The sequence below is a fragment of the Rhizobium yanglingense genome (assembly GCF_977109285.1).
This window is the reverse complement of the sequence record NZ_CDSAWY010000004.1, coordinates 189,941-203,873: the sequence shown is the minus strand read 5'-3', so window position 1 is coordinate 203,873 and position 13,933 is coordinate 189,941. Positions and strand designations below refer to the sequence as shown.

15 protein-coding genes, 1 tRNA gene and 1 pseudogene are annotated in these 13,933 nt (G+C 59.7%); 8 read left to right on the top strand and 9 right to left on the bottom strand.

Features of this window, described 5'->3' with window-relative positions; translation table 11 throughout:
* Nucleotides 1-11: 11 nt before the first annotated feature.
* A complete protein-coding gene (locus ACW4PC_RS05865) occupies nucleotides 12-1,904 on the bottom strand; it encodes a SurA N-terminal domain-containing protein (RefSeq protein WP_455873146.1) in 1,893 nt (630 codons plus the stop codon).
* Between the two features lie 218 nt (nucleotides 1,905-2,122).
* Here ACW4PC_RS05865 and ACW4PC_RS05860 point away from each other — a divergent pair, with 218 nt between their 5' ends.
* Nucleotides 2,123-2,404 carry a hypothetical protein gene (locus ACW4PC_RS05860; protein ID WP_455873145.1) on the top strand — a complete coding sequence of 94 codons (282 nt, stop codon included), beginning with the start codon at nucleotides 2,123-2,125 and terminating at the stop codon, nucleotides 2,402-2,404.
* 66 nt (nucleotides 2,405-2,470) lie between these two features.
* Here ACW4PC_RS05860 and ACW4PC_RS05855 read toward each other — a convergent pair whose 3' ends face one another.
* Together ACW4PC_RS05855 and ACW4PC_RS05850 are read right to left on the bottom strand one after the other, a co-directional pair.
* Nucleotides 2,471-2,725, bottom strand: a complete 255-nt coding sequence (locus ACW4PC_RS05855; RefSeq protein ID WP_074068156.1) for a GlsB/YeaQ/YmgE family stress response membrane protein — start codon at nucleotides 2,723-2,725, stop codon at nucleotides 2,471-2,473.
* Nucleotides 2,726-3,011: 286 nt separating this feature from the next.
* Nucleotides 3,012-3,770, bottom strand: a complete 759-nt coding sequence (locus ACW4PC_RS05850) for a hypothetical protein (RefSeq protein ID WP_455873144.1) — start codon at nucleotides 3,768-3,770, stop codon at nucleotides 3,012-3,014.
* Between the two features lie 403 nt (nucleotides 3,771-4,173).
* Between ACW4PC_RS05850 and ACW4PC_RS05845 the strand changes: the two genes are divergently transcribed.
* Nucleotides 4,174-4,377 (top strand): hypothetical protein, encoded by a 204-nt coding sequence (locus ACW4PC_RS05845; RefSeq protein WP_455873143.1) that lies wholly within the window; start codon nucleotides 4,174-4,176, stop codon nucleotides 4,375-4,377.
* Here the strand turns inward: ACW4PC_RS05845 and ACW4PC_RS05840 are convergent.
* Together ACW4PC_RS05840 and ACW4PC_RS05835 are read right to left on the bottom strand one after the other, a co-directional pair.
* Nucleotides 4,369-4,686 carry a DUF982 domain-containing protein gene (locus ACW4PC_RS05840; protein WP_455873142.1) on the bottom strand — a complete coding sequence of 106 codons (318 nt, stop codon included), beginning with the start codon at nucleotides 4,684-4,686 and terminating at the stop codon, nucleotides 4,369-4,371. The two genes, ACW4PC_RS05845 and ACW4PC_RS05840, sit on opposite strands and share 9 nt — an antisense overlap.
* Nucleotides 4,687-5,074: 388 nt before the next feature.
* A complete protein-coding gene (locus tag ACW4PC_RS05835; protein WP_455873141.1) occupies nucleotides 5,075-5,545 on the bottom strand; it encodes a cupin domain-containing protein in 471 nt (156 codons plus the stop codon).
* A gap of 352 nt (nucleotides 5,546-5,897) precedes the next feature.
* Here ACW4PC_RS05835 and ACW4PC_RS05830 point away from each other — a divergent pair, with 352 nt between their 5' ends.
* Entirely contained in the window at nucleotides 5,898-6,137 is a 240-nt protein-coding gene (locus ACW4PC_RS05830; protein ID WP_455873659.1) for a hypothetical protein, read from the top strand.
* A 45-nt stretch (nucleotides 6,138-6,182) separates the two neighbouring features.
* Here the strand turns inward: ACW4PC_RS05830 and ACW4PC_RS05825 are convergent.
* The 3 genes from ACW4PC_RS05825 to ACW4PC_RS05815 form a co-directional block, all read right to left on the bottom strand.
* A tRNA-Ser gene (locus tag ACW4PC_RS05825) sits at nucleotides 6,183-6,272 on the bottom strand.
* 239 nt (nucleotides 6,273-6,511) lie between these two features.
* A complete protein-coding gene (locus ACW4PC_RS05820; protein WP_455873615.1) occupies nucleotides 6,512-7,030 on the bottom strand; it encodes a site-specific integrase in 519 nt (172 codons plus the stop codon).
* 158 nt (nucleotides 7,031-7,188) lie between these two features.
* The gene (locus tag ACW4PC_RS05815) at nucleotides 7,189-7,434 is read right to left on the bottom strand and encodes a DUF982 domain-containing protein (RefSeq protein WP_455873140.1); all 246 of its coding nucleotides are present in this window, start codon (nucleotides 7,432-7,434) and stop codon (nucleotides 7,189-7,191) included.
* Nucleotides 7,435-7,578: 144 nt separating this feature from the next.
* Here ACW4PC_RS05815 and ACW4PC_RS05810 point away from each other — a divergent pair, with 144 nt between their 5' ends.
* The 5 genes from ACW4PC_RS05810 (at nucleotide 7,579) to ACW4PC_RS05790 (ending at nucleotide 13,127) form a co-directional block, all read left to right on the top strand.
* Nucleotides 7,579-7,911 (top strand): hypothetical protein, encoded by a 333-nt coding sequence (locus ACW4PC_RS05810; protein WP_455873139.1) that lies wholly within the window; start codon nucleotides 7,579-7,581, stop codon nucleotides 7,909-7,911.
* Between the two features lie 1,027 nt (nucleotides 7,912-8,938).
* A complete protein-coding gene (locus ACW4PC_RS05805) occupies nucleotides 8,939-10,024 on the top strand; it encodes a septal ring lytic transglycosylase RlpA family protein (RefSeq protein WP_455873138.1) in 1,086 nt (361 codons plus the stop codon).
* 72 nt (nucleotides 10,025-10,096) lie between these two features.
* Nucleotides 10,097-11,290 (top strand): D-alanyl-D-alanine carboxypeptidase family protein, encoded by a 1,194-nt coding sequence (locus ACW4PC_RS05800; RefSeq protein ID WP_455873137.1) that lies wholly within the window; start codon nucleotides 10,097-10,099, stop codon nucleotides 11,288-11,290.
* 135 nt (nucleotides 11,291-11,425) lie between these two features.
* Nucleotides 11,426-12,109 carry a dTMP kinase gene (gene tmk, locus ACW4PC_RS05795; protein WP_455873136.1) on the top strand — a complete coding sequence of 228 codons (684 nt, stop codon included), beginning with the start codon at nucleotides 11,426-11,428 and terminating at the stop codon, nucleotides 12,107-12,109.
* Complete coding sequence (locus tag ACW4PC_RS05790) at nucleotides 12,102-13,127, top strand: DNA polymerase III subunit delta' (RefSeq protein WP_455873135.1); 1,026 nt, start codon at nucleotides 12,102-12,104, stop codon at nucleotides 13,125-13,127. Before tmk ends, ACW4PC_RS05790 begins: the two co-directional genes overlap by 8 nt.
* Here ACW4PC_RS05790 and ACW4PC_RS05785 read toward each other — a convergent pair.
* Nucleotides 13,128-13,929: pseudogene (locus tag ACW4PC_RS05785) on the bottom strand (sulfite exporter TauE/SafE family protein). It lies immediately after the preceding gene.
* Between the last annotated feature and the right edge of the window lie 4 nt (nucleotides 13,930-13,933).

Here is a 13,933-nt window from a genome sequence, read left to right as displayed (position 1 = left end):
CGCTACAGCTCCTAGCGAACGGCTGCCTGATCGGCGAGCGTCTGGTTGATCGACGCACCGTAGTGCGTTTGCAGTAGGTTCACCATCTGGTCGAGAATGTCGTCGCCGGCAGCGTTCGCCATGGCAGTGATCTGCGCATCCTGATTGTTCAGCACATCACCCGTCGGCTCCGCGTTGACGCTGGTGACCTTCAGCAGGATCTGCGTGCCGGGATCGCCGCCAGCGGCATTTGCAACAGTATCGACCGGGCCTGTGAAGGCAGCGGTCACGCCGGCGCGGCCGAGAACGGCGTCCTCGGTGCCGCGCGTGATGCCGCTCTTGCTTTCGACGGCAATTCCGAGCGGAGCTGCGATGTCGGCAAGCGTCTTGCCCTTCTGCGCTTCCTGCTTCAGCTCTCCGGCCTTCTTGGCAAGTTCGAGCTTCTGCTGTTCGGCGGTCCAATCCTGCACGGCCTTGTCGCGCACTTCGGCCAGCGGGCGGTCGCGCTCCGGCGTGATCTCGCGCACGTCGAACCAGACATAACCGTCATTGCCGAGTGACAGCGCCGGCGCCTGTATCCCGGATTCGGTCTTGAAGGCTTCACCGATCAACTGCGGCTTCGCGGGGATGTCCTTGACCTCGTTGCCGTCCTTGTCCAACCCGCTCGGATCGACGGCGTCGATCACGACGGCCTTCAACTTCAGCTGTTCGGCAATCTGCTCAAGTGTCTGGCCGGAGCCGCGCAGATCCTCGACGCGATCGTGCACGTTGATTACCTCCTGCGACGCGTTGACGAGCGCCAACTGCTTGCGGATGTCTTCCTTCACCTCGTCGAAGCTCTTGACGCTCTCCGGCTTGATGTTGGAGACGCGGAGGATGACTGGGCCGAAGGAACCGTCGACGACCGGCGTCGTGCCGCCGTCCCTGGCGACTGCGAAAGCGACATCGGCGATGGCCTGGTCCGGAACCTTGTCCTTGGTGAAATCGCCGAGCAGCACGTCGCTTGCCGTCTTGCCCTGGTCGGTCACGAGCTGGTCGAAGCTGGTGCCGCTCTTGAGCGCCGTTTCGGCAGCCGTCGCCAGATCCTTGCTGGCAAAGGTCAGCTGCTCGATCGTGCGCGTTTCCGGCGTGCGATAGCTGTCCTTACGCTTGTCGAAATCCTCGCGGATCTGATCGTCCGTGACGGTCGAGGCATCCGCAATGTCGGCAGGTTCGAGCTTCAGATAGGCGATCTTGCGATATTCCGGCGCGCGATAGCGGCTCTTGACGCCGTCGAACCACTTCGAAAGCAGATCCTCGGCCGGAGCCTTGATGGGCTCGATGTTCGCGTTCGTCAGCAGCAAGTAGTCGATGTCGCGGCTTTCCTGACGGTAGAGCTTCAGCGCGTCGACGAGCGTCTTCGGAGCGGTGAAGCCGTTCGACACCGCGTCGACGATCTGGCTGCGCACAGCGACCTTGCTGCGCTCGCTGATATAGTCCGCCTCACGGATGCCGGCGTTGCGCAAGCGCGAGGTGAAGAGCGTGCGATCAAACTGGCCGTTGACTGCCTTGAAAGCTGGATCGTCAGCGATCAGCTGGGCTAGACGATCTTCGGAAAGGCCGAGATTCATGTCGGCGGCAAGCTGGTCGAGCGAGGCGCCGGCGACGAGCTGGGCGATCACCTGCTGCTCGACGCCGAAGGCCTTGGCCTGCTCGGGCGTCAGACGCATGCCGAACTGCTGGCTGAGGCTTGCGACCTGTCGCTGGTAGGCAAGGCGGAATTCGGTGGCGTCTACCTGCTGGTCACCGACGGTGACGACGGCCGTGCTGCTGCTGCCAGTGAGCAGCGAACTGGAGATGCCCCAAATACCGAATGAAGCGACCAGGAGAAGCATCAGGAGCTTGGCGACCCAGGTCCGGGCGGCTCTTCTCAGGAAATGGAACATCGAAACGCAAACCTCGCATTATATTTCGCCCTTTCACGGGCAAAGCTTTCGACGTTCCTTAGAACAAACGCGTAAGGAAATGAAGCGTCCGCGCGCGAAAACATAGCAGGTGCCGGCGAAGGTCCCGGAAGGCGATCACGTTTAAGAAATGAAGCGGTTCAGGGAACCTTTCGGCCCTCACGTCGTTGAAGCCGCATCCGCAAAAAGAGGAGCAAACAATGGCCGAACTCAAGACCGCCTCCGGACAAACGACGGGCGCACGCGTGAAGGCGGAAATCGCAGCAGACGATCTTTCGGCTCAAGTCACCGCATTGCGCGAGGATTTGGCACGGCTTTCAGAGAGCGTCGTCGCCTTGGGGCACGGCGCAAAGACCGCCGTTACCGACGAGGCTTCTGTCATGACCGAGCGTGTGCGCGAGAAAGTGCGTGAAGAGCCGATCTTCGCACTCGCCGTAACCGCCGGCATTGCCTACGTCTTCGGCCTGATGAGCCGCCGCTGAAGCGACGCGGCAATAAAAGTACAACAAAAGCCGGGAGTTGTAGTCCCGGCTTTTGCGCGATTGAAATCAGCGTCTCACAAGGCGTCCGAGCGCAATAAGAATGCAGGCGCCGACGAAACCGGTGATCAGGTATCCGAGCCAGCCTACGAGCGGATGGATGTTCAGGACGCCGAGAATGAAATTGGCAACGATCGCGCCGACAATGCCGAGAACGATATTCATGAGCAGCCCCATATTGCTGTGCATGAATTTTTCCGCGAGCCAGCCGGCGATACCGCCGATGATGATCGCCGCAATCCAACCTACGCCTTCGCCTTCCATGGTGATCTCCCTCCTAGAGAAGCAACAAAATGAACGCAAAACCTGCAGAAACGTTCCTTGCCGGATCAGGGTAGCAGCAGTGTTACCGGCATGTGAAATGGACAAGCTATCAACAAAGAAACAGGCCGGGGAGGGCAGGAACAGCAAAACCCGGCGGTGTTCTCGAACTCTCGTTGCACATTTCTACGCAGCCCTGTGATTCTGGAGAATAGATCATTCGCTTTGCGGGGCAAGCTAAATATTAACAGGCGGTTAACTGCGAAGTTTGAATTAAAAACGGCTGTCTCTAATACGGACCGCTGGACAACGTCACCGCGATAAGCGTGGGCTCCGCGCCGCGATCGGCTTCGATCCAGACTTTCTCTGAAAACTGATTCTCGGTGTCGTTGCGAGTATACAGCTGCTCTCCCAGCTTCGGTTCTACAACCAGGGCTATATAGGATTGGAGCGCTTTACGGGCGCCGGAAAAATCCAGCGCCAATTCCTTGCGACGCTCCAGCACGGCAAGTAGCTCGACCGCTTTCACATATTCAATGCCTGATGTCTGATTTTCATCGGCTGTCAGGACGACAGAGAAGCGGTAAGTCCTCGTCGAATACTCGCAGCCGCCGCTTTCGACGCTCACATCGATATTCGGGGTGAGCGCTATGCTCTCCGAACCGGAGCCTTTCTCCTTGTCGAGCTTGAAGCTGCCATTCTTCAGCACAGATTGCGGATAATCCAGTGTGCAGCCATTGTCCGGTCGGTAGTTGGCGGCGGCCGCAGGTAGTAAAACGAGGACACGCGGGATGGGCGGAAAAGCAACCAGCCTCCTCAAGAATCCTGTTTTCAGGTTGTCGCTTCCTTGTCCGTTTACCGGAAGGTGAAGCTGCGCCAGTTCGACAGGCGGGCTTTCGCGAGCACGGTTTGTGCCTCTCGCACAATAAAGAAAGCGCCGAAGATCGCTGCGATCGTGATGAAATCCCAAAACATAGGCGCGCTCCGTTGATGGAAAGAAAGAGCGGGTCGAAGCTTGCGCCCCCGCCGACGCTACGACCCGCTCCAAATCCGAGCGCCCGCCAAGCGCTCAAGGACATACAACCCTTATAGGGCGTCAATGAGTCCGGATATCGTAAGATATAGGGATGCGGGCGGCGTGGCAAAGCAGATCGACGTTTTTGCTGTCTGGTGAAACCCAGAGCAGGGAATGCCCGCCACGGCGTGCCTTTGGTTGGACAATACCGATGGTCAAGATGAGTACTACGAAAGCCCTCTGGCTTCGGATGGCGCGGAGAACCGTATAGCGAGAGGGTTCAGCAATGGTTCGGAAACGTTTGCCGACAGGGCGACGTTCGACGTATGTCCGCAGCAATGGGTCCGGCGGAGAAGCGGGCCATCGTCGCGGCCGCTGCCGCCTTCATACGCGACGTCCTGAAGCCGCGCTTTCTGCCGGAGATCAGATCGAGTGAATGAACTATCCGGTGGACATTCGCGGCGACTGGCGCGGCGGGCAGCCGCGCTGTTCGGTCATGCTGGAGCCGCGAACCGTAATGGCGCTGATTTCGTCGCCTATGGCGGGCGGCGGAATGGCGTTGCCCCGCCATGCCGCCCCGGAGGCGATTGGCGCGCCTCTGCAACTATTCGTACAATTGGGCGCCATCCCCTTAAAATAAATGGATGCACCAGCGATACGCGGAACCGCACGCCGGAGCTGCGAGAGCAGGCTGCGAATATTTCAGTTGGCCCTCAGAATACCAGAATTCCGCTGCTGCTGCGATGAAAGCGGCCTGAGGATCTATATCCGGCTTTTTGCCCTCGAGGGCTCGCAGACAGGCCTTCCGAGCTGCCGCATATGCGGGGCCTTTGTGACCGGACCAGGACGTCATCAGAAACTCAACAGCTTCTCTCGTATTTTTTACGGTGCGGAAATGATCGTCGCAGTCGATCAACTCGATGCTGCGTTCCCAGATGTCCGAGCTCATGTAATGCAATCTCCGTTGGCGATCATTTCAACGGATAGCCATGAAGTCTGTTCCGAGAAAAAGTGTACAGGCGCTTATGACGGAAACAAGGACGCGGCATGATCTCAGTGAGATAGCTAAAACGGGCATACCCGCCTACAACGGCTGACGACCGTGGCGAAAGGCAGCCATGCTCCTTGGGCGGAATAACGTGGAAATAGCCCCTGCCTTCACCGTCACCAGAGCGTGATCGCGCTTTCTCCTCAAGCCATAGTACATGCAGCAGGGGAACTATCGAGGTCGTCGAGTAACTTGAAAGCACATCAGGCCCGCCCTCCGGGCCCGCTATTCCTTCCCATCAAGGCTAGTCGTCCTTGCCGCTGTTGAGACATAAATGCAGCGGCTGGCGCTATTGCGACTTCTGAGGATCGTCCGCCGGGTTAACATACTTGATGGCCCATGGACCAGTAGTCGTAATTTGGATCACCGTCGGTTCGTCGAAGCGAGCGAAATGCGCCATGCCCGGCGGCAACGCGATGAAACTGCCTGCAGGCAGTGCCTTCGCAGCGCTTGGATCGGCGGTTTCGCCCATCCCGAGATTGATAGTCCCTGATACGACTGTGACCACTTCATGCACGGGATGCGTGTGCGGCGCCACCGCATAGCCCGACGGCACCTTGAGCCGGAGGGCAAACAGGCCTTCCTTACTGGGATCGCCGAACAGGACCGCCGCCTCTGCTCCAGGGGGAAGCACCTTGGGGGCCGGCCCCCACTTGACATCATCGGGAGTGACCATTGTGTGTCCACCCTCTGCCGCAGCAAAGGAGGCCATCCCGCATAATCCGATCAAGCCGGCTGCGAATATCGATGCAACTCTCATGACAAACCTCCCTATCTCGCCGGGCCTTACCTCGGCTGAGCGCAGGGGCAGGCTCGCGAAACGTAGATAGTACGACCGCGGACCATGTCTAAGCAAGCTTTCCTCCAATGGACTTTTTAGGAATTGTCTGACGGACAGAGGGGATGACAAAAGCTCCTCAGAAGCCGAAAAAGTCTCTCCTCGCCAAAGACGCCGCAAAGTGTCCGTACCAGAGCCACAAAACCACGCGGTCCGGCCAGCCGAACCGTCCCCTCGATCCCATGCCGGACGGCATCGACCGATGCCTTACGCTTTTCAAGCATCGAGCCGCCGAGGGGCGAGCAGCGGGTTTACGAAATCAACTGGGGCGGGCATGACTGGACGCATCGCTTTCCGGCGATCGAGCGGGCCGGCCAAGCAGCTCGGCGTGGCGACCGGGGTTCTCGATGGTGAAACGGTCGTGCTCGACGAGCAGGGCAGTCCGACTTGGGACTGCTACAGCAATCGCTCGGCGGCCGGGGCAAGCGGGCCTCCGGCGTATATCGATCTGGAGCTGAGAACTTTGCAAACCATCGACAACCCGTTCGGCACGAGGTTGTCACCTATGTGTTAGGTACGTTTTGTTACCGATGTCTCCGGTATGGACACATGTTAAAACTGGCGGATGGGGTGGGATTCGAACCCACGGTACGGTTCCCCGCACGACGGTTTTCAAGACCGTTGCCTTAAACCACTCGGCCACCCATCCATTGGGCTTGCGCCCAATTCGGCATTATTTTTCGCGCAAATGCCGAAATTATGCCGAAATTCACGCCTCATCGGCGGTATTTCCTTTTATTTTCAAATAATTAAGGAACGCTTGATTCTAAATTTCAAGACCGGTTCCTTAAACCACTCGGACACTCTTCCATCTGATTGATTTGGTTAAGCTTTCTAACGTTCTGTTGATAGCTCGCAATCGATCACTGCTACCGATTTTCTACCCAATCACTCGACGGCTGGCTTTTTAGCAGCTTTGATCGCAGCGTCAACTTGCTCCGCAGCATTTGCCTGCATGCCTCGCATGACATGCGAATAAAGATCCAATGTGATGCCGATCGTCGAGTGTCCAAGCGGCTCACTGGCAATCTTCGGATGCACGCCGGCGGCAAGAACCTGCGTTGCATGAAAGTGCCGGAGATCATGGAAACGAATTCCACGCAGCGAGGTCTTGGCGAGCAGCCTCGTCCATTCGTCGGTCAGCGAAACGGGCTTCAGCGGCTTGCCGTCGATTTGGCCACCACGAATGAATTTTCGTCGGGTCGCATACCTTCTTCTGCCTGGGCGAGACGGTGCCGCTTCAATTCCTCCAAAACGGTCAAGGAGAGGGCCACAGTGCGCGCCTTGCCTTCTGTTCCCGACCTGCTCTGCGCTCTCCCTGACCGCCAGAGCGGCATTCCCCAGATCGACATCCTGCCAGCGGAGCGCAAGTATCTCGCCTCTTCGCAGCCCACAGAGGGCCGCCAGCAGGGCAGGCGAAGCCGCCGGCCCGAGCCTCAGCCGAGATCATCGACCTCGTGCCGATCATCGTCCGGAATATGCCTGACAAAGACCCGCAGTATCCAGAACCGGCGAGAGTCGTCCGGCTGGCAATTTGAGCGGAAGCGAGGTCCCGCATGATGGCCTCATTCCTTGATAGGAATTCCAGCCTCGATCGCAGCATCGATGAACGCTTGTCGGGCTTCCTCTCTGTTGCGTTTCCCAGCCATGACATCCGCGCAAATCGCGCATGCCCTGTCCAGTGCGGCGCCGTCGTCGGTCGGCCAGTCTTCAATCAACGCCCAGGCAGCCGCCTGGGTGGTGTGGATGACAACCCATTGGTCCGGTCCTTCGAGAGCGAGGGTTACCGGCTTCGACCAGTTTATATGCATTCTATCCAGCTTTCCGCCCTGCGGGCGCTTCTGTCTCACATAAGCCAATTCATCCAGCGTGGCGAGGTTGCAGCATGAACGAAATGCTTTTTCTCGGGGAGCGATCTTCTGGCAGCCGACGGGCTAGGACCCTGGCCGATCCTCATGCGGCCGGACGAGATCATAAACCTCAAGACGGCAGTGCATCGCACCGGTCGCGACGAGAAGACGCTCCGGAACTGGTGCAAGGAGTTCGGTATTGGCCGACAAGCTAAGCCTGGCGCTCCGATGGACATTTCGGCACCAGCGCTGGAGATGGTGATCCACGGGGACGTGGCGGCACTGGAGCTGCTACGCGAGGGAAAGCGCACCCATCCAAGAGTGAAGCGATGTTTCGATCACCTAGGCGTGCCTGCGCCATGGCGCTTTTGCCTCTTGCCGCTCCCAAAACCGGAAATCGTCCCAGTCGCTTCTGTAGGCTCGCATGGTGTTTTCTGACAGGGCTGCACGGCCGAAGTCCAATGCAATCGGCGCTGAGGTCAGAAGCAGCCTCACTGCCCGGCTGTGGGCTTATCAACGTCAATGCGGACATAGTTCCGTTCCCGCATTGCTTCCTGTTGCCATCCCAGCGACGGCAGAAGGCTTAGATGATCTCTCGACTGTCCGGATGCTGATTGACGCGCACAAGTACGCTGTGCTGGACTAACGATCTGCCAGAGGAGACATGGCCGGACGACGAGGCCATGACGTAAACCCTCAGTGACGAGAGGGACAGGGCAGCAGAGGCACTGTGCTTCTACCGTCCCTCGACGACTGGACCCGCGCAGAACTGATCAGCGGCTTTCTGCCGGCAGGCAAGGATGTCGAACCGTGGAAGGCAGCCGCAGGGTGACAGGAGAGGAAAGCCCAAAAAAGACCGCCTCGGGGCTGACGAGACGGTCAATGCGGATGCGATACCCGCTGACCCGGTGAATAATGGGGGAGAGACACCGGGCGCTGCCTAACGCCTCACCGGGAAGTTGGCCGATAGGCTGTTAGAACTCTATCAAGCGACCGCACCCGGCGAAATTATACGGAGGTTGTGCTACCCATATACTCATGTATCGGAGTGTGCTTTGCGATCTACCTGAGCTCAGAGATGCCGGCATCACAAGAACATCAATACAACGCTGTCGCTACCATAAGAACAAACGAGGAGGGACGGCGGCAACCGAATTTCAAGACGGGTTCCTTAAATCACTCGGACACTCTTCCTTGCGCGCCTTATGGCGCAAAGGATATGGCCAATGCAAGGGTCGGGCGCAAAGTCTGCTGCCGGAAGACCCGGTTGGATGACGATTGCGCGATGCGCCGTTAGGGGTTTGTAAACCATGATCATTAAAATTGTTTCTATCACCGCGAAATCATTCGCAAATTCGCCATGATGGCCGCCGAGTTAAAGTCTCGTTAGGTGAGTGGGCGTAGGCATGACTGGCCCGTTGTCGGGCAGGTTCTTAACCATACGATCTTGGGCGGCGTGGGACATATGAGACTGGAATACGGGGCGACCTCTTTCGCAACGGGTACGCGGTGGCTGGCGTTGGCGTTGATGTGCGCCACCGTCACGGCTTGCGGTACGACTTCGCAGGCGCCAAAGAAGCGCGCTCACGGCAAGGAATATTTCTCCGAAAAAGAATATGGCGTCAAAGCCAGCCCGCGCGTTGCCAGTGGCGCCAACATACCGAAGGGGGGCGGGCGCTATATCGTTGGCAACCCTTATGAGGTCAGGGGCAAGTGGTATTATCCCAAGGAGGACTTCGCCTATAACAAGGTGGGCGTAGCCTCGTGGTATGGCTCCGCATTTCACGGCCGGTTGACGGCAAACGGCGAAGTCTACGACCAGATGCATCTTTCCGCGGCGCATCCGACTTTCCCTTTGCCAAGCTACGCACGTGTCACAAATCTCGAAAACGGCTCGTCGGTGGTCGTGCGCGTCAACGACCGCGGCCCTTATCATGAAGGCCGCATCATCGATCTTTCCAACAAGACGGCGGACATGCTCGACCTGCAGCACAGCGGCACCGGCAAGGTGCGCGTGCAGTATGTCGGCAAGGCGCGCATGGACGGGCACGACATGCCTTACCTCATGGCGTCCTACGTGCCGAAGGGAAGCCGGATTCCAAGCGTCAATCCGGGAGGTCAGATCGCAACCGGGGTGATGGTGGCATCGAACAGCAAGCGGATCACCGGCGATCAGCTGCAGAGCCTTGGGACTTTGACCGTGGACCAATCGCGTGTGCCGGTGCCGATGTCTGCGACGGCCTATGGCGGCTCGACGCCGAGCGCTCGTTACAATGCGGCACCGGTGGCGACACCAGCTCCCGTTCTCGGAAACTCAGGACAGGACTTCGGGCAGATGGTCGTGCTTCCGGAAATCGGACCCGTTCCCTATGAGCGTCCATATGTTTACGGGCAGGGCGGTTCGCTCGCGATGGGCTACCAGGACGAGGACGTGAAGACGGTGACCGTAGAGCTTGCGTTCGACGCCGTCCTGGTCCGCAATGACGGGCTGACGCAGGATTCGATCCTCGCCTCCCTCAAGCGCCAGCAGGCAAAACAGATCGCGCCCTGATTGGAAGCGATTGCGCGCAGCGCGCGCTGCCTCTAACCTCCGGAGTCGAACCTTCGATCCTATGGAGCCTCGATGTTGAAGCGTCTGCTTCGTCTTTGCGCGTGCCTTCTGCCCTTCGCTTCGCCATCCTACGCTGCCGAAACCGCGCCCGCCGGCTTTGTAACCAAGGCCGCACAGGCCTACATGATCGAGGCATCCACCGGAACGGTGCTGCTTGCAAAGAACGAGGAGCAGAGTTTTTCACCCGCCTCGCTCGCAAAGCTGATGACGATGGATCTGGTCTTCGGCTCGTTGAAGAAGGGCGAGATCACGCTCGACACCGAATATCCGGTTTCCGAATATGCCTGGCGGACGGGAGGTGCTCCGTCGCGGACGGCAACGATGTTTGCCGTGCTGAAATCCCGCATCCGTGTCGAGGACTTGATCAAGGGCGTCGCCATCCAGGGTGCCAACGACGGATGCATCGTCCTTGCGGAGGGCATGAGCGGCACGGAGGGCAATTTCGCTGCCGCAATGACGCGGCGGGCGGAGGTGCTCGGCATGCCGAAAACGGTCTTCGGAAACTCGACCGGCCTGCCGGACGGCAAGAGCAAGGTATCGGCGCGTGACTTGGTGACGCTTGCGATCGATCTGCAGCAATCCTATCCCGAATATTATCATTATTTCGCGCAGCCCGATTTCGAGTGGAACAGGATTTTCCAGCGCAACCGCAACCCTTTGCTCGGCCTTGGACTTGGCGCGGACGGACTGGCGACCGGCTTTGCAGAGGGCGAGGGATATTCGATCGTCACCTCGGCGGAGCGAGATGGAAAGCGGCTCTTCCTGGCGCTCGGCGGCATTGCTTCCGACAAGGAGCGGACCGAGGAGGCAAAGCGCATCCTGGAATGGGGGCAGACGGCCTTCGAGGACCGGCAGCTTTTCGCTGACGAGGAAATCGTCGGCGCGGCCAGCGTCTATGGCGGCCAGGCCGGAAAAGTGGACCTCGTCGCGAAGGGGGCTGTCAGCGTCTACATTCCGGTAAGCAATCCTGACAGGCTCTCGGCGCGGATCGTTTACCGCTGGCCGCTGATGGCGCCCGTTGCGACCGATGCCGAAGCGGGCACGCTGGTCATATCGGCGGGCGGCCGCGTGTTGCGCGAGGTGCCACTTTACACCGCCCATGGCGTCGAGCAGGGTTCGCTGACGAGCCGGGCGGTCGACGCGCTTCTGGAACTCGGCGAATCGCTGTTCTTCTCGTGGCTCTGGGACAAGGCCGAGCCCACCTGATCGCCATATTCATTGCCTAAATTGCCGGGGAAGGACCCGAAGGCGGCCAGCCTGAAGGTTTCGCTTGGCCCTGTCTTCGGATAGATAAGAAGAAAGCCCGGTGGCGCGGGCGCTGAAGAATACGGGAATGTGTCATTGTCATCCGGTACGGGATTGTTCGTTACGTTTGAAGGCGGGGAAGGGGCTGGGAAATCCGCCCAGATTCGGCGGCTGGCGGAAGCGCTGAGGGCGCGCGGCCATGAGGTTCTGCTGACGCGGGAACCCGGCGGGTCGCCTGGTGCGGAAGCCGTGCGCCACGTGCTGTTATCCGGTAGCGCGGAAGCCTTCGGCACGCGCATGGAAGCCATTCTCTTCGCCGCAGCCCGCAACGATCACGTCGAAGCGGTCATTCGCCCGGCGCTTCTCCAGGGCAAGATCGTGCTGTGCGACCGGTTCATGGATTCCTCGCGCGTCTATCAAGGCGTGACGGGCAATCTCGAGGCGGACTTCATCGAGACGCTGCAGCGGATCGCCGTCAACGGCGTCGTACCAGATTGCACGCTGATCCTCGACATTCCGGCAAGGCTTGGTCTGGAGCGAGCAAAGAAGCGCAGTGCGGCGACGGCGGACCGACCGGACCGTTTCGAAAAGGAAGAACTTGAGACGCACGAAAAGCGCCGCGAAGCCTATCTCGACATAGCCGCGCGCGAACCGGAGCGGTGCCACGTCGTCAACGCGACGCAGGACGAAGAGTCAATTGCCGCGGAAATTCTTGCGATCGTCAATCAGCTTCTTGGGCCCGTTGCCGTCGCCAAGATGCCGGAGGCCGCGCATGAGTGACGAGCGGCCGGGGCTTCTGGACGGCGCCATCTGGCCGGCTGAAAACACGAAACTCTTCGGGCATGACGAAGCCCAGGCTTTTCTTTCCCAATCCTATCGCTCGGGCAAGGGCCATCACGCGGTCCTGATCGAGGGGCCGGAGGGGATTGGGAAGGCAACCCTCGCTTTTCGCTTTGCAAACTACGTTCTGTCGAATCCCGATCCGGCAACGGCGCCCGCAACGATCGGCGATCCTGATGCGGCCTCTGCCGTCAGCCGCCAGATCGCTTCGGGGGCGTCGCATAATCTTCTCTATCTTTCGCGTCCCGTTGACGAGAAGACAGGCAAGGTGAAGTCGGCGATCACGGTGGACGAAGTGCGGCGCGCCGGACGCTTCTTCTCGCAGACCTCCGGAACAGGAAACTGGCGCATCGTCATCATCGATCCGGCAGACGATATGAACCGCAATGGGGCCAACGCCATCCTGAAAATTCTGGAAGAGCCGCCCAAACGCGCGCTTTTCCTCGTGCTGTCGCATGCGCCGGGAAAGCTTCTGCCGACGATCCGTTCACGGTGCCTGCCGCTTAAGCTTTCGCCGCTGGATAATGGCGCCTTGGGCGCGGCACTCGCCAATCTCGGCGTAACCGGTAGCGATGCCTCGATGATATCGATCGCGAAAGGCAGCGTCGGGGAGGCGTTGAAGCTCCTGAACTACGGCGGCGGCGAGATCATCGGGGCATACAACGAGGTCCTGTCGGCTCAAGGCCCGACGGCTCGAAAGGCAATGCATCGTTTGGCGGATGCCTTGTCCGGCAAGGATAGTGACACGATATTCGAATTCTTCGTGAGCCATGTCAGCGACGACCTGATGCACCGGGCGCGGCACGCGGCCCAAGCAGGCGAGCTTTCCGCCGCCGAACGGCTGGCACGCCTGCAATCCGATATCAACGAGCGGCTTGCCGTTTCCGACGCTTACAACCTCGACCGCAAGCAGACGATCCTCAGCATTCTCAGTGACATCAAGCAGCCGGGCCTCTGATCAGCCGGCAAGCAGTTTCCAGGCGACGATTGCGAGCGTGAGCGCAAGCACGATGCGAATGGTGCGTTCATGCAACTTCGGCGCCAGGAGGCTGCCGGCGATGATGCCCGGAATCGAGCCGACCAGCAGTGCCAAAAGCAGGAGCCAGTCGATCTCGCCGATGATCCAGTAGCCCATGCCGCCGATGAGCGTCAGCGGCACCGCGTGGACGATATCGGAGCCGACGATTTCGCGGACATCCAGCCGCGGATAAAGCACAAGCAGGATCGTGACCCCGAGTGCACCGGCACCGACCGATGTCAGTGTGACAAGGATGCCGAGAGCCAGCCCGAGGATGACGGTGAGAACGGCAATCGCCGCCGCACGGGGCGGGGCGCGCTCGCCAGTGACCCGGCGAGCAAAGCCGAGAATCTGCGCGCGGAAGACAAGCATCACGGCCGTCATGACGAGTAGCCAGCCAAGCGCTGCGGTAATCGTATTGGGCAACCTCGACGCTCTCGCGGTCGACGCCTGCCATCAGCCAGAGCATCAGGAGCGCTGCCGGAACACTGCCCGCCCCGAGCGCACCGACAACTCGCCAGTTGATCCGGCCATGCATGCCATGGACCGCCGTGCCCGCCGTCTTGGTGACGGCGGCATAGAGCAGGTCGGTTCCGACCGCGGTTGTCGGATGGACGCCGAATAACAGGACGAGCAGCGGCGTCATCAGCGAGCCGCCGCCCACGCCGGTGATGCCGACAAGCGCGCCGACGAAAAAGCCGGAAAGTGAATAGAGAGGCTGAAAATTTTCGAGAAACGTCAAGCGA